At 70.3% G+C, this 20,225-nt stretch carries 19 protein-coding genes; 4 read left to right on the forward strand and 15 right to left on the reverse strand.

The annotated features are described in order from the left end of the window. Positions 1-39 precede the first annotated feature (39 nt). From BKK79_RS28440 to BKK79_RS28450, 3 genes are all read right to left on the reverse strand, one after another. A complete protein-coding gene (locus BKK79_RS28440) occupies positions 40-1,104 on the reverse strand; it encodes a porin (protein ID WP_071039489.1) in 1,065 nt (354 codons plus the stop codon). A gap of 53 nt (positions 1,105-1,157) precedes the next feature. Beyond that, complete coding sequence (locus BKK79_RS28445; protein WP_071039490.1) at positions 1,158-2,486, reverse strand: MFS transporter; 1,329 nt, start codon at positions 2,484-2,486, stop codon at positions 1,158-1,160. Positions 2,487-2,616: 130 nt separating this feature from the next. Then, positions 2,617-3,450 carry a shikimate dehydrogenase family protein gene (locus tag BKK79_RS28450; RefSeq protein WP_071016721.1) on the reverse strand — a complete coding sequence of 278 codons (834 nt, stop codon included), beginning with the start codon at positions 3,448-3,450 and terminating at the stop codon, positions 2,617-2,619. A 301-nt stretch (positions 3,451-3,751) separates the two neighbouring features. Here BKK79_RS28450 and BKK79_RS28455 point away from each other — a divergent pair, with 301 nt between their 5' ends. Then, entirely contained in the window at positions 3,752-4,846 is a 1,095-nt protein-coding gene (locus BKK79_RS28455) for a 4-hydroxyphenylpyruvate dioxygenase family protein (RefSeq protein WP_071039491.1), read from the forward strand. Between the two features lie 28 nt (positions 4,847-4,874). Here the strand turns inward: BKK79_RS28455 and BKK79_RS42000 are convergent, their stop codons facing one another. Continuing rightward, positions 4,875-5,000: a hypothetical protein gene (locus BKK79_RS42000; RefSeq protein ID WP_257786835.1), complete on the reverse strand. Its 126-nt coding sequence runs from the start codon at positions 4,998-5,000 to the stop codon at positions 4,875-4,877. A 392-nt stretch (positions 5,001-5,392) separates the two neighbouring features. Here BKK79_RS42000 and BKK79_RS28460 point away from each other — a divergent pair, with 392 nt between their 5' ends. Then, positions 5,393-5,629: a hypothetical protein gene (locus BKK79_RS28460; protein ID WP_071016718.1), complete on the forward strand. Its 237-nt coding sequence runs from the start codon at positions 5,393-5,395 to the stop codon at positions 5,627-5,629. Between the two features lie 256 nt (positions 5,630-5,885). On the opposite strand, the gene BKK79_RS28465 is transcribed toward BKK79_RS28460, so the two are convergent. The 6 genes from BKK79_RS28465 to mhpA form a co-directional block, all read right to left on the reverse strand. Continuing rightward, on the reverse strand, positions 5,886-6,251 hold the full coding sequence (locus BKK79_RS28465; RefSeq protein ID WP_071039492.1) for a hypothetical protein: 366 nt from the start codon (positions 6,249-6,251) through the stop codon (positions 5,886-5,888). Positions 6,252-6,590: 339 nt separating this feature from the next. Continuing rightward, positions 6,591-7,688, reverse strand: a complete 1,098-nt coding sequence (locus BKK79_RS28470) for a porin (RefSeq protein ID WP_071039493.1) — start codon at positions 7,686-7,688, stop codon at positions 6,591-6,593. A 138-nt stretch (positions 7,689-7,826) separates the two neighbouring features. Then, a complete protein-coding gene (locus BKK79_RS28475) occupies positions 7,827-8,828 on the reverse strand; it encodes an NAD(P)H-quinone oxidoreductase (RefSeq protein WP_071039494.1) in 1,002 nt (333 codons plus the stop codon). 60 nt (positions 8,829-8,888) lie between these two features. Beyond that, positions 8,889-10,229: an MFS transporter gene (locus BKK79_RS28480; protein ID WP_071016710.1), complete on the reverse strand. Its 1,341-nt coding sequence runs from the start codon at positions 10,227-10,229 to the stop codon at positions 8,889-8,891. 190 nt (positions 10,230-10,419) lie between these two features. Then, positions 10,420-11,265 (reverse strand): fumarylacetoacetate hydrolase family protein, encoded by an 846-nt coding sequence (locus tag BKK79_RS28485; RefSeq protein ID WP_071016708.1) that lies wholly within the window; start codon positions 11,263-11,265, stop codon positions 10,420-10,422. A 149-nt stretch (positions 11,266-11,414) separates the two neighbouring features. After that, positions 11,415-12,917 (reverse strand): bifunctional 3-(3-hydroxy-phenyl)propionate/3-hydroxycinnamic acid hydroxylase MhpA, encoded by a 1,503-nt coding sequence (gene mhpA, locus BKK79_RS28490; protein ID WP_071021790.1) that lies wholly within the window; start codon positions 12,915-12,917, stop codon positions 11,415-11,417. Positions 12,918-13,035: 118 nt separating this feature from the next. On the opposite strand from mhpA, the gene BKK79_RS28495 reads away from it, so the two are divergent. After that, positions 13,036-13,584 carry a VOC family protein gene (locus BKK79_RS28495; RefSeq protein ID WP_071016705.1) on the forward strand — a complete coding sequence of 183 codons (549 nt, stop codon included), beginning with the start codon at positions 13,036-13,038 and terminating at the stop codon, positions 13,582-13,584. 115 nt (positions 13,585-13,699) lie between these two features. Beyond that, on the forward strand, positions 13,700-14,467 hold the full coding sequence (locus BKK79_RS28500; RefSeq protein WP_071016703.1) for an IclR family transcriptional regulator: 768 nt from the start codon (positions 13,700-13,702) through the stop codon (positions 14,465-14,467). Positions 14,468-14,501: 34 nt separating this feature from the next. Here the strand turns inward: BKK79_RS28500 and BKK79_RS28505 are convergent, their stop codons facing one another. From BKK79_RS28505 to BKK79_RS28525, 5 genes are read right to left on the reverse strand one after another with little or no spacing between them, the layout of a single operon-like run. Next, on the reverse strand, positions 14,502-14,723 hold the full coding sequence (locus BKK79_RS28505) for an acetyl-CoA carboxylase biotin carboxyl carrier protein subunit (protein WP_071039495.1): 222 nt from the start codon (positions 14,721-14,723) through the stop codon (positions 14,502-14,504). Between the two features lie 60 nt (positions 14,724-14,783). Beyond that, positions 14,784-16,337, reverse strand: a complete 1,554-nt coding sequence (locus tag BKK79_RS28510) for an acyl-CoA carboxylase subunit beta (protein ID WP_071039496.1) — start codon at positions 16,335-16,337, stop codon at positions 14,784-14,786. Between the two features lie 34 nt (positions 16,338-16,371). After that, on the reverse strand, positions 16,372-18,135 hold the full coding sequence (locus tag BKK79_RS28515; protein ID WP_071039497.1) for an AMP-binding protein: 1,764 nt from the start codon (positions 18,133-18,135) through the stop codon (positions 16,372-16,374). Continuing rightward, positions 18,132-19,169, reverse strand: a complete 1,038-nt coding sequence (locus BKK79_RS28520) for an ABC transporter ATP-binding protein (RefSeq protein ID WP_071039498.1) — start codon at positions 19,167-19,169, stop codon at positions 18,132-18,134. The genes BKK79_RS28515 and BKK79_RS28520 overlap by 4 nt, the downstream gene beginning before the upstream one ends. 11 nt (positions 19,170-19,180) lie before the next feature. Continuing rightward, positions 19,181-20,149 carry an ABC transporter ATP-binding protein gene (locus BKK79_RS28525; RefSeq protein ID WP_071039499.1) on the reverse strand — a complete coding sequence of 323 codons (969 nt, stop codon included), beginning with the start codon at positions 20,147-20,149 and terminating at the stop codon, positions 19,181-19,183. Between the last annotated feature and the right edge of the window lie 76 nt (positions 20,150-20,225).

A 20,225-nucleotide genomic window follows, 5' to 3' on the forward strand; every position in this document is an offset into this window, starting at 1 on the left:
TGATTCAGATGAAACGACGATAGAAGGTGCGGCGCGCCGTCAGAACTTGTGGCGCATGCCTGCCATCGCGCCCAGGCGGGTGCCGTTGCCATAGGTATTGCCGCTGTTGGCGAAGGCCGGCGCGCTGTTGAGGGCGATCCACTGGCCCTGCAGGTTGGTGTAGTCCACTTCCAGGTAGACGTCGGTGCGCTTGCTGAAGCTGTACATCAGCATGCCGGCGGTGGTGAGCCGCTTGCCGCCCTGGCCAGCATGGCGCAGCCAGTCGTACTGCACGGTGCCGATCAGGGCCAGCGCATCGTTCAGGTTGTAGCGCGCGCCGGCGTAGGCGGCCTGGTTGCGGTAGTCGGCCACGTCGAGCCGGTTGTTGGTGTAGCCCAGGTAGTACTGCGCGCGCGCGGCCTTCCAGGTGCCGCCCAGGCCCCACACGGTCTGCTTGCTGGCCAGCGCGGCCGGCACCGCGCCGAAGTAGGCGCTGGTGACGTTCTGCGTCTGCTGGTAGACCGCGCCCACCTCGAAGGGGCCGGAGCCGTAGACCAGCGAGCCGGCCGCGGCCGAGCCGGTCTTCAGGCTGCCCGGCACCTCGCCGAAGGTATAGGCCGCCGCCGCCTGCAGCCCGCCGAAGGACTTGATGTACTTGATGGTGTTGTCGTAGCGCAGGCCGGTGTAGTTGCCGCCCTGGTAGCCGACGATGGAGTTGTTGGCGAAGGCCATGGCCTCGTAGGAGGACAGCACCTCGTGCGCCAGCGTGTACTGGCGGCCCAGCGCCAGCTTGCCGTAGCCGCCCTCCAGGCCGACCGCCGCGGTGCGGCCGAACAGGCGGCCGCCCTGCTGGCTGCCGCCGGTGTCGGGGAAGAAGCCGGATTCGAGGATGAACCAGGCCTTGGTGCCGCCGCCGAGGTCTTCGCTGCCGCGCAGGCCCCAGCGGCTGCCGGTCAGCGCGCCGTCGCCGAGCTGGGTGCGGCTGTTGCCGGCGGCGTCCTCGTGGGTGCTGTAGCGGACAGCCGTGTCGATCAGGCCGTAGAGGGTCACGCCGCCGGCAGTCTGGGCGGCCGCGGGCACGCTGCCCGCGCCCAGCGCGAGCAGCGCCATCATCGTCTTCTTCATGCTTGGTGTCTCGGAGTCTTGTGGTGTGATCGGTGGGACGGTGGTGCGGGGCGTCAGGCGGCGCCGGCCACCTTGCGCGGGGCGAGGATGAACAGCCAGGCCAGCGCGATGAAGTAGGCGCAGGGGATCATGGTGAAGAGCACCGTGTAGTTGTCGTGCGTGGCGGTGAGCACGTAGCCGACCAGCTGGGTCATGAACATGCCGCCGATGGCGCCGATCATGCCGCCGAAGCCGAACACCGAGCTGATCACGTGCTTGGGCGTGTAATCCATCACCAGGCTCCAGATATTGGCGGTCCAGGCCTGGTGAGCGCCGATCGCGACCGAGATCGCGGCCACCGCCATCCACAGGCTGCTGGCGCCGGCGGCCATGACGATGGAAGTGATGCACAGGGCGAAGGCCAGCATCGACAGCAGGCGTGCGCGCACTGCCGGCATGCCGCGGGCGATCAGCCAGGAGGAGAGCGCGCCGCCGCCGACGCTGCCGATGTCGGCGCACAGGTAGATGACGATCAGCGGGATGCCCATCTGGGTGACGCTGATGCCGAGGTGGTACTGCTGGTTGAGGAAGGGCGGCAGCCAGTACAGGTAGAACCAGAACACCGGCGCGGTGATGGCGTAGGCCAGCGCGAAGGCCCAGGTGCCGCGCATGCGCAGGATGCGCGAGTAGGGAATGCGCTGCGGGGCGGGCTCGATGTCGCGCGTGACGTGGGCCAGCTCGGCCTGGCTGACCGTGGGGTGCTCGTCGGGGTTGTGGTAGCGCACCAGCCACAGCACCAGCCACAGGGCGCCGAAGGAGGCGATGACGAGGAAGGCGGCCTGCCAGCCCCACGCCTCCAGGATCAGCGGCAGCATCAGCGGCGTCAGCATGGCGCCGACATTGGTGCCGGCGTTGAAGATGCCGGTGGCGATGGCGCGCTCACCCGCCGGGAACCACAGGCGCGTGGTCTTGACGCAGGCCGGGTAATTGGCTGCCTCGGACAGGCCGAGGAAGAAGCGGCAGATCATGAAGCCCACCGCGGAGGCCGCGAAGGCATGCGCGCCGCAGGCGATGCTCCACAGCAGCACCGCCAGCGCGAAGGCCCGCTTGACGCCGACCATGTCGATGAAGCGGCCTTGCAGCGCGAAGCCGATGGCATAGCCGACCTGGAACCAGAAGTTGATGTTGGCGTAGTCCTGCGCGGTCCAGGCCATGGCCTTGGCCAGAACCGGCTGCAGCACGCCCAGCGCGGCGCGGTCGACGTAGTTCAGCGTGGTCGCGAAGAACACCAGGGCGAGCATGCCCCAGCGCACCTTGCCGGCGGCGAAGGCCGCGCGGATCTTGCCGCCGAGCGAGGCGCCCGGGGTGGCCGCCATGGGCAGCTCCTTGTGTGTCGTGGTCATTCGATTGTCTCCACCAGTAGATGAGAATGGCTGGCCGGCGTGCCTTTGTCACGTGCGCATGGCAACGCTCGGCGGGGTTTCTTGGGGGCGATCGGGGCGATCGGGGCGATTGGGGGGGGCGGGGGCGCCCTCAATAGCGGATGCGGGACACCGCGCGCAGCGCGTCGGGCGTGGCGGTACCGAATCCGAAGAACTCCAGGTAGGCCGGGATCATCTCAAACAGCATGTCGGTGCCGACCTGGACGGTGCAGCCGCGCGCCAGGGCGGCGGCCAGGAACGGGGTGACCTCGGCGCGCATCACGACCTCGCCGACGATCGCCGCCGGTGCGATGCGCGTGACGTCGAAGGGCAGCGGATCGTCGGCGCGCATGCCGAGCGGAGTGGCGTTGACGATGATGTCGAAGCCGTGCGGATCGCCGCAGCCGGTGCGCACGGCCAGGCCCGGATAGTGCTCGGTGAGGCGCAGGCCAAGCGCCTCGGCGACGGCCGGGCGTGTATCGGAGAGGGCCAGTTCGGTCACGCCCTCGGCGGCCAGCGAAGCAGCGATGGCGCTGCCCACGCCGCCGCAGCCCGAGATGATGGCGCGCGCGCCGGCGAGCCGGGCGCCCTTGCGGCGCAGGCCGCGCACGAAGCCGGCGCCGTCGAACTGGTCGCCCAGCAGGGTGCCGTCGGCGCGCCGCAGCACGGCATTGCAGGCGCCCGCGATGCGCGCGGTCGGGGTCAGCTCGTCGACCAGTTCGACCGTGGCCACCTTGTGCGGCATGGTGACCAGCGCGCCGCGCAGGTTGCTGAGCCGGAACAGCGCGCGGAACACGTCCGGGTAGTCATCCGGCCGCACCCCCAGCGGGACCACCACGGCGTCGATGCCCTGCTGTTCGAACCAGGGGTTGTAGATCATCGGCGCCTTGAAGGACTCGGTGGGATAGCCGAGATGCGCGATGACGGTGGTCTTGCCATTGATCATGATGTGCGGGAATCCGGAAGCGGCGTGCCGGCTGCTGTCGAGGTGCCGGCCGCGGGTTGGGTTGCGACGACCGGAGATTAGTGGCCGGCCGCGGGTCAGCCAAGCAACTCAAGGGGCACATTGCGCGATCATCGTACGAAGATGCGCGATGATGATTCGCAGTACGGGTTTCCACGAGGTGGGCCGGATGGCCTCGCCGCGGCGGCAGGGCAGACGCGCGTTGCTAAGATGCGGAGCGTCGCCGCCCGCCACGGGCGAACCCCGCCATCCCCCCCGACGCCACCGCACAGGAACCATGACGATGCACCCCGCACAGGCCGCTTCCGCGCGCGTCGACGCGCCCCAGCACTGGGACAACCCGCTCGGCATCCAGGGCTATGAATTCGTGGAATTCGCCGCGCCCGATCCCGCCGCGCTGGGCCGCACGCTGGAGCGCTTCGGCTTTGCCGCGATCGCCCGCCACCGGCACAAGGCCGTGACCTTGTACCGCCAGGGCGAGATGAATTTCATCCTTGACGCCGAGCCCGGCTCGTTCGCGGCCCGCTATGCCGGCGAGTACGGCTTGTCGATCTGCGCGCTCGGCCTGCGCGTGGACGATGCCGCCGGCGCTTTCGCCCGCGCGTTGGATGCCGGCGCGTGGCCCTTCGAGGGCGGCGCGATCGGGCCGATGGAACTCAATATCCCCGCCATCCAGGGTATCGGCCAGTCGGTGCTGTACTTCATCGACCGCTGGCGCGGCAAGGAAGGGCAAGCGGGCGATGTCGGCGACATCTCGATCTACGACGTGGACTTCCGCTCCCTGCCGCATCAGTCCCGCGCGCCGGGCGCGGGACTGACGCGCGTGGACCACCTGACCCAGGCGGTCGAGCCCGGGCACCTGGCGGAATGGCTGGAGTTCTATCGCAAGGTGCTGGGCTTCCGCGCAGTGGGCGCGGCCGACGGCACCGGCCCGGCACATGCCCTGGTCTCGCCCTGCGGCGGCATCCGCATCCCGCTCTATGAGAAGGGCACCGAGCGCCATGACCAGATGCGCGGCTACCTGTCCGAGCAGCACGGCGAAGGCATCCAGCACATCGCGCTGGCCACCGGCGACATCCTGGCCAGCGCGGCCGCGCTGGCGCAAGGCGGGGTCGAGTTCGTGCAGCCGCCGGCGGCCTACTACGATACCGTGGACGCGCGCCTGCCGGGCCATGGCCTCGACCTGGCGGCCTTGCGCCGCTACGGCATCCTGGCCGACGGCGCATCGCACGCGGACGGCAGCCCGGACCGCTTGCTGCAGGCCTTCGCCAGGCGCGAGGCCGGTGAGTTCTTTTTCGAGATCGTGCAGCGCGACGGACGCGCGCAAGGCTTCGGCGAGGGCAACCTGCCGGTGCTGGCGGCGCTGGCCGGGCGCTGAACGCAGTCTGCGCCAGGCGGCGCGTGCGTCAGCCCGACACGGCCTGCATCACGCGGCGCAGGCCCGCCTTGCCTTCGAAGCCGATGCCCGGCAGGTCCGGCAGGGTGCCGTTGCCGTAGCGCCCGGTGGCCTCGCTGGGGACCTGGCGCAGCATCGCTGCATCCTCCACCGGCTGAACGAAGATGCTCCCGCCGTCTGGCGCTTCCGCCAGCGCGGGCGCAATGAAGTGGTGAAGGTCGAGGGCATGCTGTCGCGCATCGATGGCCGAATGATGGCGGCATCGTGCTCGGCTGGGCGCTGGTTGTCGCGCGGGTTGTCACGGCATCCTGATCCGCGTTGGCGAGCGTGTCGATGCCGCATCGCATCATCGCGCGCGCCGGGAACCTCATCGATCTTCGCGCGTCGCAGGCCGCGCGGGAAAGCGGGTTTCTCCCTATGTTCTCCTCACGCGACTTGCGAGAGTCTAGCTGCACGGATGCGCGCAAACAGCTGTCCGCGCCGTGCAGGTGTACCGTCAGCGTGTGGTGCTAAATCGCGGAGGTGAACATGGAAGCCAGCAAAAAGGTAGTCCGCAATCGCCAAGTCGGGTTTGCCCTGTTGTTCTTGTGCGCCTTCTCGACTTACCTGAATGTCGGCCTGATCGCTGTGGGCCTGCTCAATATCTCCGATCTCGTGTGGGTGCCGTCCGAAGTGCTGGGCGCGATCGCACTGGTCACCGGGCTGGCGGGTGGTTTCTACCTGAGCCGCCGTTCGGTGAACCTGCATCTCCCTGCGATGGCTTGAGGCGCTGAAGCGCTGAGCCGCTGAGTCGGTAGGCGCTGAGTCAACGCCGCGCGGCGCGGGGCAGCAGCCCGGCACCGCGCGCCGCCGCCACGCACCGGCTTGCCGCGCCGCGGCCTGCGCCGGTGTGCGGCGAGGCCGGAGCCCCGGGCGCCGGCCCGTTCTTCCTGTCCTGTCCCTGCCTCTTCGCTTGTCCGCGGCCCTCGCGGGAGACGCCGGGCGTCTCTGCCCGGCTCGAGCGCTCTTGTCGCTGATCGCCTTACTTCTTGCCGCGCTGGCCTGACGCATGGCCGCCCGCGCCGTTGACCGGCTCGCGCGACGCCGCGGGTGCAGTCGCCTGCGCCACCGCATCGAGGATTTCCGCCGTGTGCATCAGCGCATCGCCACGCTTCGCGAGCCGGCCCATGGCGGCATCGAATGCCCCCGACAGCGTGGGGCCGCGCCCCAGCACGACTTCCACGCCGGTGACGAAGTCCGCGCGCCGCAGCAGCACCCATTCGATCTCGTAGCCCTGGTCGACGCGCCGGCTGACGCAGGTGGCGAACGCATCGTGCACCTCGGCCCAGAGCAGGCGCCGCTGGTCTTCGGCAGACCACCCCCAGAATGCCTCTGCCACTGATTCCATTGCCGGCTGTCGATCCTTGGGCAAGGCGCGCCGCCATCGCGGTGCGCAGAAGAAAAATGGCGGCGCCGGTGCGCCGCCAGATCCAGGTGGATACAGCGAGTCGGGTACCTCGCCGGCACGCGAAGTCAGGCGTGCTACGGCACAAATTTATGGGCAGGCCCGGCTTGGCGTTACCCGCCGATTGTGGGGAGCCTGAGGCGGGCATGCCGGCGCCCGGCGCACCTTGGCAGGGTTTTTGTCGCGCTGCGTCATGGCCGGCGCGAAGGGATGCATCACGACCCGCGGGTGGCAGCGCGCCGGGGAAGCCCGCGGCCTGCAGGACGGCGCGCTGGCCCGCATCTAGAAGACGTGCTTGACCCCGGCCATCGCGCCGAACTGCCTGGCGCCGGCAACAGGATTGGTGCCGGCCTGCCCGCTGTTGACGGAGAGCGCGAGATCGCCACCGTTGACGATATAGCCGAGCGTGCCGTAGACGGCAGTGCGCTTGGTGAAGGCATAGGTGGCGCGGCTGGCGAACAGCCAGACCTTGTTCGGGCTGTGGTGGAAGCGCTGGTAGAAGGCTTCGGCTTCGAGCGTCAGCGCCGCGGTGACGGGATAGGCAGCGCCGCCGTAGAAGAGATCGCTGCGCGGCGCGGTGGGGCTTGCCTGGTTGTCGCGCCGCAGCCAGCCGCCGCCGATCTTGGCCTTGCCCAGCATCACGAAGCCGTTGACCGACAGGCGGTCATCGCGCAGCGCGCTGCGCGTGAGGCCGGCGAAGGCACCCGGGCCGCCGCGCAGCGAATCGTAGGCGACCGCGAGGCTCCAGGCCGCGGCGTCGTACTTCAGCATGGCCGACCACTCGCGGCAGGCGCGGGTATCGGCGGGATTCTCGCCCGCGCAGTTGGTGCCGGCCGGGCTCGGGCCGGCGTTCACGGTGTCGCGGCCGAAGCTGTAGGTCGCGCCCACCGTGAAGCTGCCGAAGGTGCCCTTGTAGGACACCGCGTTGTCGGCGCGCGTATTGGGAATGTAGCTGTCGATCGAGCCGGAACCGAAGATGTTGGGGCCGAGGATGTCGGGCTCCGCCATGGCCCAGAACAGCATGGTGTACTGGCGGCCCAGCGCCACCTGTCCCCAGTCGCCGGCGAGGCCGACCAGCGCCTGCCGGCCGAACAGGCGCCCGCCCTGGTTGGCCGTGCCGCTGTCCGCGGCGAAGCCCGATTCGAGCCAGAAGATGGCCTTGTTGCCGCCGCCGATGTCCTCGCTGCCGCGCAGTCCCCAGCGCGAGGGCACGGTGCCGGTGATGTTCGGCATCAGGGCGGCGCTGTCACGGTTTGCACCGATGCCGTTGACGTAGGCGATGCCGGTGTCGACGACGCCGTACAGGGTGACGCTGTCCTGCGCCTGCGCGAAGGCAGGCAGCGCGGCCGCGCAGGCGGCCGCGAGCATGGGGAACTTCATGGATGTCTCCTCTCGGTGGTGCTCGATCAGTCGAGCCGGGAATGACGTGGGTGGTGTGGGTGGCGGGGATGGCAGGGATGGCGGATTTGACCGGGATGGCGTTCGCAGGCCTGCCGGCGGCCGATGGGCCGGGCGGGGCTACTGCACGTCCAGCAGGATCTTTCCCGCCAGGTCGCCGCGCTCCAGCGCGGCGTGGGCTTCGCCGGCCTGCGCCAGCGGCAGGCGCAAGGCGATCTGCGGCCGGATCCTGGTGCCGAGCACCGGCCAGGCCCGCGCCAGCAGCCAGCGGGCGATTTCCGCCTTCTCGGCGTCCGGCAGCGGGCGCAGCAGGGAGCCTGTCACCACCGCCTCCTTGCGCATCAGTTCGCGCAGCGGCAAGGCGATATCGGCGTTGCCGCCCGGCGCCAGGTGCACCACGCGGCCGCGGCGTGCGAGGGCCGCCACGTTGCGGCGGCCGTAGTCCGGGCCCGCCATGTCCAGGATCACGTCGACACCGCGGCCGCCGGTCGCGGCCAGCACGGCCTGTTCGAAGGCGGTCTCGCGGTAGTTGAAGGCCTGCGCCGCGCCGAGCGCCTCGGCCATGGCGCATTTCGCGTCGCTGCCGCAGGTCGTGTAGACGCGATGGCCGAGCCAGCTCAGCAACTGGATCGCCAGCGTGCCGACGCCGCTGGTGCCGCCATGGATCAGCACGGACTCGCCGGGTGCCAGCCTGGCCACGTTGAAGAAGTTGTGCACGGTGGTGAAGAGCGCCTCGGGCAGGGCGGCCGCATCGCGCAGGGACATTGCCGCCGGCACCGGCAGCACCTGTCCGGCATCGGCCAGCGCGTATTGCGCATAGCCGCCGCCATCGACCAGGGCGCAGACTTCGTCACCGGCCGCCACGCCGGCCACCTGCGCGCCGGTGCGCACGACCACGCCGGAGACTTCCAGCCCGGGGACGGGACGATGGGACGGGTCCGGTCCGCGCCGGCGCTGGTTGATATCGTGGCGGTTCACGCCGGCGCAGGCCACGCGGATCAGCACCTCGCCGGGGCCGCACGCGGGCACCGGCAAGGTGGCGGGAAGCAGGACCTCGGGGCCGCCGGCGGCGCTGATCAGGATGCCGGTCTGCTGTGCCGGCACGGTATCGGGAAATGGCATGGCTATCTCTTTGGCGGGAGTGGGTAAGGCAGGCGAAGGGGGAGGCGACATCGCCCGGCGTTAGGCCAGGCCGACGGGATCGGCCTGGCTGGCCGCGGCCCGGCCGCTGCGCGCCAGCAGCAGCACGAACACCGCCGCGACCGCCAGCACGCCCCCGTACAGGCGATAGAGTTGCGCCGGGGTCCAGCCGAAGGTCAGCATGTAACCGGTCCAGACCGGCACCAGCACCGATACCGCGCGCCCGAAGCCGAGCATCAGGCCGACCGCGGTGCCGCGCACGAAGGCCGGGTAGAGGGACGGGCTGACCGCGTAGAAGGCCGCCACGCCGCCACTGGCGCACAGCCCGACCAGCATCGACAGCGGTACCGCCACGTCGAGCTGCCGGAAGCAGGCGGCGTAGAGCGAGAAGACCGCCGCGCCGGCGAGCAGGATCAGGGCCGTGACCAGCAAGGGGGGCAAGCGAAGCGACAGCGCGGCGAACACCAGCGCACCCGCCACGCCGCCGATCATGATCAGCATGCCGACGTGCACGCCCAGCGCGGCATCGCCGCTGGCGTCGGCGATCAGCTTGGCGGTCCAGGTATTGGCGAAGTAGAAGGCGGCGATCAGGCCGGCGTAGCCCAGCCACAGGCAGGCGGTACGGCGCAGCATGGCCTGGCCGAAGATGGCGCGCAGGGCCGCGGCAACGGCCGGGCCGTCCCCCCTGCGTGCCGGCGCGGGCAGTTCGCGCGCCGGCGCATAGCCGAGCCAGGCGGCGATCCTGTTGTATTTTTCCAGGGCGCGGCGGGGGCGGCGCTCGATCAGGTATTCGACCGATTCCGGCAGCAGCGGAAACACGATCGCGGCCATGGCGAGGGTGAGCAGCCCGCCGCAGGCAAGCGGGCCGCGCCAGCCGAAGTGGGCCACCAGCGGCGCGATGGCGCTGCCCGCCAGCGCGGAGCCCAGCGGCAGCCCGATGCCGTACAGGCCCATCACCACGCCGCGGCGCTTCTCCGAGCTGTATTCGGAGACCAGTACATTGATGCTGGCGATGACGCCACCGATGAACAGCCCGGCAAAGGCGCGGCACATGATCAGTTCGTCGAGCCGTTGCGCGCTGGCCGACAGCAGCATGCCGCCGCTGATCAGCAGCAGGCACAGCAGGATGTGCGCGCGCCGGCCGATGCGGTCGGCCAGCGGCGAGATCACCACCGCGCCGATCGCCATGCCGAGCACGCTGGCGCTGAGCAGGTAGCCGACCTCGACCGGGCCCAGCCCCCAGGCCTTCGCCAGATGGGGCATGACGAAGGGCATGACGATGATTTCGTAGCCGTCGATCATGGTCAGCATGATGCAGATGGCCACGACGGCGATCTGCGGCCATCGCATCGGACGGTCGTGGATGGCTTGGCGGATGTCCATGGTGTTGTCTCCTCGGATCCTCGGATCCTCGTTGTTCTCGGTGTTGTTGTTGTGCGTTCTTGTCGCGCGTCTTCGCGCGCTGGCGCCCGCCCCGTGGGGGCGAGCGCTTCCCCGCGCCGGTCGATCGCGTCGGCAGCCCGCTGGCGCGGACCTTCGGCTCGGGGGGGGGCGCCGCCTGCGGGCGGCAGGCTTATTCGGCGCGCACCGGGTTGCGCAGCACGCCCAGCTTGCTCACTTCGACCTCGACCACGTCGCCGTCCTTCATGAAGACCGGCGGATTGCGCTTGGCGCCGACGCCGCCCGGGGTGCCGGTGACGATCACGTCGCCGGGAGCGAGCGTGACGAAGCTGGAGCAGTAGGCGATCAGCGTGGGGATGGAGAAAATCAGCATGTCCGTGGTGGCGTGCTGCATGACCTGGCCGTTGAGGCGCGTCTCGAGCGTCAGCACCTCGTTCTCGCCGATCTCGTCGCGCGTGACCAGCGCCGGACCGAAGGCGCCGGTGGACTGGAAGTTCTTGCCGGGCCCCCATTGCGAGGTGTGCAACTGCCAGTCACGGATGCTGCCATCGTTGTAGCAGGCGAAGCCGGCGATGTGCGCGTAGGCCTTGTCCTCGGCGATGCGGCGGCCGCCCTTGCCGATCACCACGGCGATCTCGCCTTCATAGTCGAGGCGTTCCGATTCCGGCGGCAGCACGATGGCTTGCTCGTGGCCGGTCTGCGAGGCGGCCACGCGCAGGAAGATCGTCGGGCGCTCGGTGCGCTGCTTCCTGGTTTCCTGCACGTGCTCGTCGTAGTTGAGGCCGGCGCACAGGATCTTGTCGGGGTCGGCCACCACCGGGCGGAAGGCGTCGATCTCGGCCAGGGCGAAGTCGGCCGGCGACCTGGCTGCCAGTTCCTGGATGGCATCGAGGCCGGACTGGCGCAGGGCGGCGCCGAGCTCGGCCAGGCCGAGACGCGCGCCCAGGTCGACCACGCCCTCGTTGACGACGGCGCCGAAGCTGTTGGCGCCCTGGCGGGAAAAGCTGATGAGTTTCATCTGGATATCTCCGGTTGCGGATAGGTGATTGCGGTTCGTGATTGCGGATCGTGATGCTCGGGACGCGAAGCCCGGGCGGCAGGCCAGGGCGATGAGAGGGTTTGCGGGGGCGGCGGCGGTGCGGGAGGCCGTGCGGGCTGTCAGGGCCGTCAGGCGGCGAGCGCCTGCGCGTCCGGGCGCAGGGCCTGCCCCAGGCTTGCCAGCAGGGCCTGCAGGCCAGGCAGGTCCGCTGCCGCGCCGTAGACGTAGCGGTCAGGGCGGATCACCAGCGCAGCGGCCTGCAGCGCATCCAGGCACGCCTGCACGGGCGCGCTGCCGTCGGTGATGACGGCGAGCGGATAGGGCAGCCGCTGCTGCAGGGCCGCCGCGGTATCGGCTGGCAGCAGGCCAGGCCTGGCCAGCACGGCGAAGGACTGCGCCGCGGCGCAGTCGAGGCGCTGTCCGTCGGCCAGCAGGGGCTGGGCGGCAACCGTGCCGCTGGCCGGCTGCGCCAGGCGCAGCGCGCTCGGGCCGAGGCGCGGGCTGAGGCTGCGCAGCAGGCGCGGCGCCGATGCCAGGGTGCGGTCGCGTTCGGCGACTTCGTCCGGGTCGCGGGCCTGGATGATACGGCCCAGCTCGACGGCCAGCCGGATGTATTCGCCGACGTGGGGCGCGCGTTCCTCCTGGTAGCTGTCGAGCAGCGTCTCCGGAGCGCCATGGCGCAGGACCGCGGCGAGCTTCCAGGCCAGGTTGGCGGCATCGCGCAGGCCGGCGCACAGGCCCTGCCCGAGGAAGGGCGGCGTCTGGTGCGCGGAGTCGCCTGCCAGCAGCAGCCGGCCGTGGCGCCAGCGCTGCGCCACCAGCGCGTGGAAGGTGTAGACCGTGGCGCGTTCGAGGTCGGCATCCTCCGGCGTCATCCAGCGCGAGATCAGCGACCAGACCGTCTCCGGCCGCGCCATCTCGGCGGCGTCCTCGCCCGCATGCAGCATGATCTCGAAGCGGCGGCGCTCGCCCACGCCGCGTACATAGGTGGCGGGGCGGGCCGGATCGCAGAACTGCACGCTGTGGTCGCCCAGCACCGACCAGGGGCGCTTGAGCAGCGCGTCGAACACCAGCCACCGCTCATGCAGGCCCAGGTCCTCCATCTCGCTGCCGATCAGCCGGCGCACCAGCGAGCGGGCGCCATCGGCGCCGATCACGTAGGCCGCCTCGATCGCCGCGAGCCTGCCGCAGCGCAGGTCTTCGTACCGGACCGTGGCACGCTCGGCGGCCGCTTCGATCGCGTAGACCTCGCAGCGCAGGTGGACCGTGGCCCCCGGCTGTGCGGCAAGGCGGGCGCGCAGGATGCGTTCCAGGTCCGGCTGGTGGAAGCGATAGCTCGCATGCCAGCCCTGCGCGCCGACCTCCGGCGGCCGGGGCCAATCCACCAGCAGCTGCCCGCCGGCATTGAGGAACTTCATGCCGGGCGACACATGGCAGGCGGCGCCGACTTCCCCGGCGACGCCGATCGCGTCGAACACCCGCATGCATTCGGCGTCGAAGTGCACCGCCCGGGGCAGCGCATAGGGGGTTGCTTCGCGCTCCAGCACCGCGACCGACAGCCCATAGGCGGCCAGCAGGTTGGCTAGCGTGGCGCCGACCGGGCCCAGCCCGATGACTGCGACATCAAACATCATGCACTGTCTCCGTATTCGTCTACTATCACAATGCGATAACAATACACAATTGATAGGAGCTAAGTCAATGAAAACGTGATAAAGTATCAATATACGATTCCAAAGGAGATCATTGATGCGCCCGGGACTGAGCTTCAGCCATGTCGGCCTCTATGTCAGGGAGCTGGCGGCCATGACCCGCTTCTATACGGAGCTGCTCGAATTCACCATCACGGACTCCGGCCAGTTGAGCGGACCGCATGGTCCGGTGGAGCTGGTGTTCCTCAGCCGCGACCCGGACGAGCACCACCAGATCGTGCTGGCCACCGGACGGCCGGAGCACATCGATTTCAACGTCATCAACCAGGTCTCGCTGCGGGCCGACAGCCTCGCCACGCTGAAGGCGCTGTACGGGCGCCTGGCGGCGGCCGGCGCGACGGACATCCAGCCGATCACGCACGGCAACGCCGTCTCGGTCTATGCGCGCGACCCCGAGGGCAACCGTCTCGAACTGTTTGTCGATACGCCGTGGTACGTCAGCCAGCCGATGCGGGTGCCGCTGGACTTCTCGCTGGACGACGGCGTGCTGATGGAGGTGGTGGAGAAGCACGCGCGAGCGCTGCCGGGATTCGAGCCGCGGGCGGCCTGGCGGGCGCGCATGGCCGCGAAGATGGGCGTGGCCTGACCTGGGTGGCGGAGGGCGCAGGGGCAGCGGGGGCGCCAGGCGCTTTCGCTACAATGCGGGCTGTTCCCGGGCGGGCCTGCCCCCGCCCGCCGTCCTGTCCTCCGGCACCGCTTCCATGTCCAGCTCCTCCAAGATGCTCTCGATCCTCGACCTCTTCTCGGTCGAGAGTCCGGTGTGGTCATCGGATGCCATCTGCGGGGTGATCGGTTGCTCGGCGCCGACCGGCTATCGCTACCTGCGCGAACTGGTGGAAGCCGGCCTGCTGTCCCGCCTGGGCAACGGCAGCTATACGCTGGGGCCGAGGGTCATGACGCTGGACTACCAGCTGCGCACGGTCGACCCGTTCTTCCGCATCGGGCAGCCCCTGATGCGCGAGTTGTCGGAGCAGACCGGCTGCGATTGCGTGATGACGCGCATCTTCGACGAGGAGATCGTCGACACCCACCGCGAAAGCGCCGGCGGCGGCCTGGATCTCGCCTATGGCAGGGGCCGTCCGCGTCCGCTCTTCAAGGGGGCCGCGCCCAAGGTCATCCTGGCGACGCAGACACGGCCGCGGCTTGCGCGGCTGTTCGAAAAGCATGCCGCCGAGATCCGCGAGGCGGGCATGGGGACGGACTTCGAGGCGTTCTGGCGCGGCATGCAAGCGATCCGCAAGGCCGGCTACTACGTATCGCGCGGCGAACTGGAACCGCAGATGAGCTCGCTCGGGGTTCCGCTGTTCGCCTCCGGTGCCCAGGCCATCGGCGCCTTGGGGCTGGTGGCGCCGCTCAGCCGCTTCGAATTCATGGATCAGGCCAAGCTGCTGGAGCGCCTGCAGGCGACGGCGCAGAAGATATCCGGCACCGTCGCTGAGCAGGCGGTGAGCGACCAGGCGGACGGCTAGGCGAACGGCCGGGCGCGCGCCGCGCGCGGCCGGCTCAGGGCGTGACGACGGCGACCACGTCGCCCTCGGTCACGCTGTCGCCTTCGGCCACGCTGAGCCGGCCCACCCGGCCGGCGACCGGTGCTTCCACCGGGATCTCCATCTTCATCGATTCCAGCACCATGATGGCCTCGCCGGCCACCACGCTGTCGCCCTCCTGCTTCTCGATCTTCCAGACCTTGCCGGTCACGATCGCTTCCACATTGGTCGTTGCCATATTGTGCTCTCCCTTTGTCCTGGTGATATTGCGGGTTCCTGCCGTGCCGGCGGGCCCGGCTCAGAAATTGGTCGGCCAGGTGGCCAGGTGATGCTTGCCGATGCCGCCCGCGCGCTCGCCGCGGGCCAGCTCCAGCGCGCGCACCAGGGTGGCGCGCGTGGCTTCGGGCGCGATCACGTCGTCGAGATGGCCCAGCCCGGCGGCACGCCAGGGCGCGCTGGCGCTGCGCAGTTCCTCGTAGAGCCTGGCCTTCTCCTCGCGGTCGTGGGCGGCGTCGCCGCTGGACGGGCGCAGCACGTTGACCGCCACCTCGGGCGACATGAAGCTGATGTCGGCGCCAGGCCAGGCGAACACGAAATCGGCGTCCATGCCGCTGCCGGCGAGGTTGGAGTAGGCCATGCCGTAGGACTTGCGGATGACCACTGCCACCTTGGGCACCGTGGCCAGCGCCAGCGCTTCGACGAAGTTGATGATCTTGCCGGGCATGCGCTTGTGCTCGGCGGCCTTGCCGACGAAGAAGCCCGGCGTGTCGTGCAGGAACAGCAGCGGGATGTTGAAGGAGTCGCACAGGCAGATGAAGCTGGTGCACTTGTCGCAGCCGTCCGGGCCCATCGCGCCCGCCGAGTAGAGCGGATTGCTGGCGATGATGCCGACGGTCTGCCCGTCGAGCCGCGCCAGGCAGGTGATCACGCTGCGGTCGAACTCGGGCTTGAGCTCGAACAGCTCGCGGTCGTCGACCAGCACGCGCAGCACTTCCCGCATGTCATAGGCGCGCCGCGGCGCATCCGGCACCAGCTTGCCGAGCCCGGCCTGGCGCGCGGCGATCGCCTCGGCCGTCTCGCGCGGCGCGCGTGCCGGCGGCAGCGCGCCGGCGTGCGAGGGCAGGTAGGCGAGGAAGTCGCGGATCAGTTGCAGGCAGCCTGCCTCGTCCTCGGCCACGCGGTCGACCAGGCCGGTGGTGCGTGCATGGAGCTGCCAGCCGCCCAGTTCCTCGTTGCTGACCTTCTCGCCCGTGGCGATTTCCAGCACGCGCGGTCCCGACACGGCCATGCAGCTGCCTTTAGCCTGCACCACGAAGTCGGCGAAGGCGGCGTGCCAGGAGGGGCTGCCGAAGCATTCGCCGAGGATGGCAGCGGCCATCGGCACCTGGCGCACGCGCCGCGCCAGGCTGGTGCCGACCGTCATCGAGCTGAGGCCGTCCGAACCCTGGATGTCGGGCAGGCGGGCGCCGCCGGCCTCGCCCAGGTTGACGATGGGGTAGCCCTTGTCGAGCGCCAGCTTGACGAGCTGGCGCGACTTGCGGCTGCCGACGCGGCCGCCGGTGCCGGCCAGCACCGAGACGTCGTCGGCCTTGACCACCACCGGGCGGCCGTCGATGCGGCCGACGCCGCAGACCTTGCCATCGGCCGGCGTCTTGCCTTCCATGCCGGGCACGTCGGAGTGGTTGAGCATGCCGAGCTCGAAGAAGCTGTCGGCGTCGAGCAGGGCGGCGATGCGCTCGCGCGCGTTGAGCGCGCCGCGCGCGCGGATGCGCGCGAGCTTGTCCGGGCCGCCCATCTGCGCTGCCTGCGCCTTGCGCAGCGCCAGGTCTTCGGCGGGGTTGTGCACGTTCATGGGGATTCTCGATCGGGTTCGATGGGGAGGGGGTTCAGTCCAGCTGGCTGGCCAGTTCGTGCTTCTTGACCTTGCCGGTGGCTGTCATCGGCAGGGCGCTGACGAAGCGGATCTCCGGCACCTTGTAGGTGGCCATGTTCTGCCGGCACCACTGCGTCAGTTCGGCCTCGGTGACGGTGCCGGCCAGTTCCGGGTGCAGCAGGATGAAGGCCACGGGCACCTGGCCGCGCTCGGCATCCTCGCGGCCGATCACGCCCGAGCCGACCACGGCCGGGTGCTGGCCCAGCAAGGCCTCGATCTCGGCGGGGAACACGCTCATGCCCTTGACCTTGAGCATTTCCTTGCGCCGGCCGAGGAAGTGCAGATAGCCCTGTTCGTCGTAGACGCCGATGTCGCCGGTATGGAACCAGCCGCCACGGATCGATTCGGCGCTGGCCTCGGGCTTGTTCCAGTAGCCCTTGAGCAGCGACGGCGTGCTGACCACGATCTCGCCCTCCTGTCCGGGCGGCAGCAGCGCGCCGCTGTCGAAGTCGCAGATCTTGATGCGGGTGCCGGGCATGGGAATGCCGACGAAGACGGGCTGGCCCTTGAGGTCCATGTCGTCCTCCTGCATGCCGGTGGTGAAGGTATCGCTGGTGTGGGTCTCGGTCATGCCCCAGGCACCCTCGGCCATCACCGTGCCGGTCAGCGCCAGCCAGCGGCGGCGGAACGCCGGGTTGACCTTCTTGACGAAGGACGAGACGCGCGTGGCGGCGAGCGAGCGCAGGTCATAGCGGCCGGCGTCGGCATGGTTCATCAGCTCGTCGGCGTTGTCCACCAGCATCACGGTGCGGCGGACCCGGTAGCGCTCGATGGCGGCCATCACGCCGACCGGATCCCAGCGTGCCAGCAGCACCAGCGTGCCGCCGCTGAAGATCGGGTAGATCAGGCCGATGTTCTCGCCGGCGATCCAGAACATCGACATGAAGTTCAGCGAGACCTCGTCGGGCGCGGCGCCGTGGCGGTCCGGCGCCAGCATGCCGGACATGGTGCAGCCGGTGGCGGCGGTGTAGAGCATGTCGCGCTGGGTGTGCACGCAGCCCTTGGGCATGCCGGTGGTGCCGCCGGTGTAGTTGAGCGCGGCGACCGCGTCGAGGTCGGGTGCCACCTGCGGCGGGGCGGCGCTGCAGGTCGCCAGGGCCGGCATCAGGTCGATGGTGCCGGGCGGCACCACGCGCGGGGTGTCGATGCTGTCGGGGACCGGCAGCGTGGGCCGGGCCGGCAGCAGGTCGCGATAGCCGGTGACGAAGACCGTGCGCACGCCGGTGCGCGCCTGCACCGCCAGCGCCAGCGGGGCCAGCTGGTCGAGCACCAGCAGCGTCTGCGCGCCGGCGTCGTTCAGTTCATAGACCAGCTCCTGCTCCTTGAAGAGCGGGTTGACCGGCACGTGCACCGCGCCCAGCTTGAGGATGCCGTAGAAGGCGATGTGGAACTGCGGGCAGTTGCCCAGCATCACGGCGACGCGGTCGCCGGGGCGCACGCCGTGGGCGTGCAGCAGGGCGGCGAAGCGGTCGCTGTAGTCGTCCAACTCGCGGTAGCTGAGCTCGCTGCCGTAGAAGACGATGGCGCGGTGGTCGGGGCGCTCCCTGGCCCAGGCGCGCAGGTAGCCGGTCAGCGCGATCTCGCCATGCGGGTAGATCGGCGCGCGCGGCACGCCGGCGGGCCAGTTGCGTTGCTGCAGGGCTTCGAGCTGCGAGAAGAAGGCGGCTTCGGCGGGAGTGGACACCGGAGGGCGGTGGCCGGCGGCAGCGGAGGTCATGACGCGATCAGCTCCTGTTTCGGTTGGGTGGCGGAAGGCGGGGCGCCCGCGGCGGCGAGCAGGTGGCAGGCCGCCAGGTGGGGCGGCCCGGCATTGCCGGCGGCGGCGTCGGTGGCATCGGCGGCATCGAGGCGCTGTAGCACCGGTACCTGTTCGGCACAGCGCGGCAGGGCATGCGGGCAGCGCGGATGGAACTTGCAGCCCGGTGGCGGCTGCAGGGCGGAGCCGATCTCGCCGTGGATCAGGCCTTCGGCGGGCTGGTGGTCGGGGTCCGGGCGCGGCGCAGAGCCCAGCAGCGCCTGCGTATAGGGATGGCGCGGCGCGCCGAACACGGCGGTGCTGGCGCCGCTTTCGGCCAGCGCGCCCAGGTACATCACGCCGACCGCCGAGCTGAAGTGCTCGACCAGCGCGAGGTCGTGGGCGATCACCAGGTAGGCCAGGCCGAAGGCCTGCTGGATGTCGGCCAGCAGGTTGACGATCTGCGCGCGGATGGAGACGTCCAGCGCCGAGGTGGGCTCGTCGAGCACGATCAGCCGCGGGCGCAGCGCCAGCGCGCGCGCCACCGCGATGCGCTGGCGCTGGCCGCCGCTGAACTCGTGCGGATAGAGGTCGAGCGCGCCGGCGGGCAGGCCGACGATGTCGAGCAGTTCCGCCAGCTTGGCGCGCAGCGCATCGCGGCTGCCGGCTTCGCCGTGCGCCAGCAGCGGCTCGGCCAGCAGGGTGCGCACCTTCAGGCGCGGGTTGAGCGACGAGGACGGATCCTGGAACACCGCCTGCACCTGGCGCCGGTAGCGCATCGTGCCGGCGCGGTCGAGCGCCAGCACGTCCTCGCCGTCGAAGCGGATGGCGCCGCCGCTGGGGCGTTCCAGCAACAGCAGCAGGCGCGCGATGGTGGTCTTGCCGCAGCCGGACTCGCCCACCAGGGCGAAGGTCTGGCCGGCACCGACGGCGAAGCTGACGCCGTCCACCGCGCGCACCGTGCCGCCGCCGCGGGCGGGGAAGTGCTTCTTCAGGTTGTCGACTTCGAGCAGCATGCCGGCCTCCTTCATGTGCCCTGGGCCAGCCAGCAGCTGACCTTGTGGCCGGGCGCCAGTTCGACTTCCGGCGGATAGGCGTCCTCGCACAGCGGCTTGCGCTGCGGGCAGCGCGCCGCGAAGCGGCAGCCCTTGGGCGGGTCGACCAGGCTGGGCGGGGTGCCGGGAATGGCGAACAGGCGTTCCTGGCGGCGGCCGAAATGGGGGATCGCGCGGAACAGCGCCTGGGTGTAAGGGTGGGCCGGCTCGCGGTAGAGGGTGCGTACGTCGGCGGTCTCGACGATGCGCCCGGCATACATCACCGCCACGCGGTGGCAGAGGCTGGCGGCCACGCCCAGGTCGTGGGTGATCAGGATGATGCCGACCCCGGTCTTCTGCTGGATGTCGCGGAACAGCGCCATCATCTGCACCTGGATGGTCACGTCCAGCGCCGAGGTGGGCTCGTCGGCCACCAGCAGGCGTGGCGCGCCGGCGATGGCCATGGCGGTGACCACGCGTTGCCGCATGCCGCCGCTGAACTGATGGGGGTAGTCGTCCAGCCGTGTCGCGGGCGAGGGGATGTGCACGCGTTCCAGCACCTCGGCGGCATGGCGGCGGTTGTCGGCGCGGCCGTGCGTCAGGCCGTGGTAGCGGCCGGGCGCGCCGACCTGGTCGCCGACGGTGAAGACCGGGTTGAGCGAGGTCAGCGGATCCTGCGAGACCATGGCGATCTTGCGTCCGCGGTAGACGCGGCTCATGGTGGCCTCGGGCAGCTGCAGCAGTTCCACGCCGTCCAGGCGCACGCTGCCGCCGAGCGCCACGCCGCCCTGGCGCGGCAGCAGCCGCATGATGGAGAGGATGGTCATCGACTTGCCCGAGCCGGATTCGCCGACCACGCCCAGCGTCTCGCCGGCATCGACCTGCAGGTCGACACCGTCCACGGCGCGCACCGTGCCGCGCTTCAGGCGCAGGTGGGTGGTCAGGCCGCGCACCGACAGCATCGGTTCCGCTGTGCCTGCCCCGCCGGTGGATGGCGCCGTGTTCCGCGCGCGGGCCGTCGCCTCGGCGGCGGAAGAA

Origin of the sequence: Cupriavidus sp. USMAA2-4 (genome assembly GCF_001854305.1) — a bacterium.
In the GTDB taxonomy this organism is placed as follows: domain Bacteria; phylum Pseudomonadota; class Gammaproteobacteria; order Burkholderiales; family Burkholderiaceae; genus Cupriavidus; species Cupriavidus malaysiensis.

Excerpts from the sequence above, each read along its gene's own strand:
- BKK79_RS28440 (WP_071039489.1), bottom strand. The coding sequence starts at position 1,104 with ATGAAGAAGACGATGATGGCGCTGCTCGCGCTGGGCGCGGGCAGCGTG.
- BKK79_RS28445 (WP_071039490.1), bottom strand. The coding sequence starts at position 2,486 with ATGACCACGACACACAAGGAGCTGCCCATGGCGGCCACCCCGGGCGCC.
- BKK79_RS28450 (WP_071016721.1), bottom strand. The coding sequence starts at position 3,450 with ATGATCAATGGCAAGACCACCGTCATCGCGCATCTCGGCTATCCCACC.
- BKK79_RS28455 (WP_071039491.1), top strand. The coding sequence starts at position 3,752 with ATGCACCCCGCACAGGCCGCTTCCGCGCGCGTCGACGCGCCCCAGCAC.
- BKK79_RS42000 (WP_257786835.1), bottom strand. The coding sequence starts at position 5,000 with ATGCTGCGCCAGGTCCCCAGCGAGGCCACCGGGCGCTACGGCAACGGC.
- BKK79_RS28460 (WP_071016718.1), top strand. The coding sequence starts at position 5,393 with ATGGAAGCCAGCAAAAAGGTAGTCCGCAATCGCCAAGTCGGGTTTGCC.
- BKK79_RS28465 (WP_071039492.1), bottom strand. The coding sequence starts at position 6,251 with ATGGAATCAGTGGCAGAGGCATTCTGGGGGTGGTCTGCCGAAGACCAG.
- BKK79_RS28470 (WP_071039493.1), bottom strand. The coding sequence starts at position 7,688 with ATGAAGTTCCCCATGCTCGCGGCCGCCTGCGCGGCCGCGCTGCCTGCC.
- BKK79_RS28475 (WP_071039494.1), bottom strand. The coding sequence starts at position 8,828 with ATGCCATTTCCCGATACCGTGCCGGCACAGCAGACCGGCATCCTGATC.
- BKK79_RS28480 (WP_071016710.1), bottom strand. The coding sequence starts at position 10,229 with ATGGACATCCGCCAAGCCATCCACGACCGTCCGATGCGATGGCCGCAG.
- BKK79_RS28485 (WP_071016708.1), bottom strand. The coding sequence starts at position 11,265 with ATGAAACTCATCAGCTTTTCCCGCCAGGGCGCCAACAGCTTCGGCGCC.
- mhpA (WP_071021790.1), bottom strand. The coding sequence starts at position 12,917 with ATGTTTGATGTCGCAGTCATCGGGCTGGGCCCGGTCGGCGCCACGCTA.
- BKK79_RS28495 (WP_071016705.1), top strand. The coding sequence starts at position 13,036 with ATGCGCCCGGGACTGAGCTTCAGCCATGTCGGCCTCTATGTCAGGGAG.
- BKK79_RS28500 (WP_071016703.1), top strand. The coding sequence starts at position 13,700 with ATGTCCAGCTCCTCCAAGATGCTCTCGATCCTCGACCTCTTCTCGGTC.
- BKK79_RS28505 (WP_071039495.1), bottom strand. The coding sequence starts at position 14,723 with ATGGCAACGACCAATGTGGAAGCGATCGTGACCGGCAAGGTCTGGAAG.
- BKK79_RS28510 (WP_071039496.1), bottom strand. The coding sequence starts at position 16,337 with ATGAACGTGCACAACCCCGCCGAAGACCTGGCGCTGCGCAAGGCGCAG.
- BKK79_RS28515 (WP_071039497.1), bottom strand. The coding sequence starts at position 18,135 with ATGACCTCCGCTGCCGCCGGCCACCGCCCTCCGGTGTCCACTCCCGCC.
- BKK79_RS28520 (WP_071039498.1), bottom strand. The coding sequence starts at position 19,169 with ATGCTGCTCGAAGTCGACAACCTGAAGAAGCACTTCCCCGCCCGCGGC.
- BKK79_RS28525 (WP_071039499.1), bottom strand. The coding sequence starts at position 20,149 with ATGCTGTCGGTGCGCGGCCTGACCACCCACCTGCGCCTGAAGCGCGGC.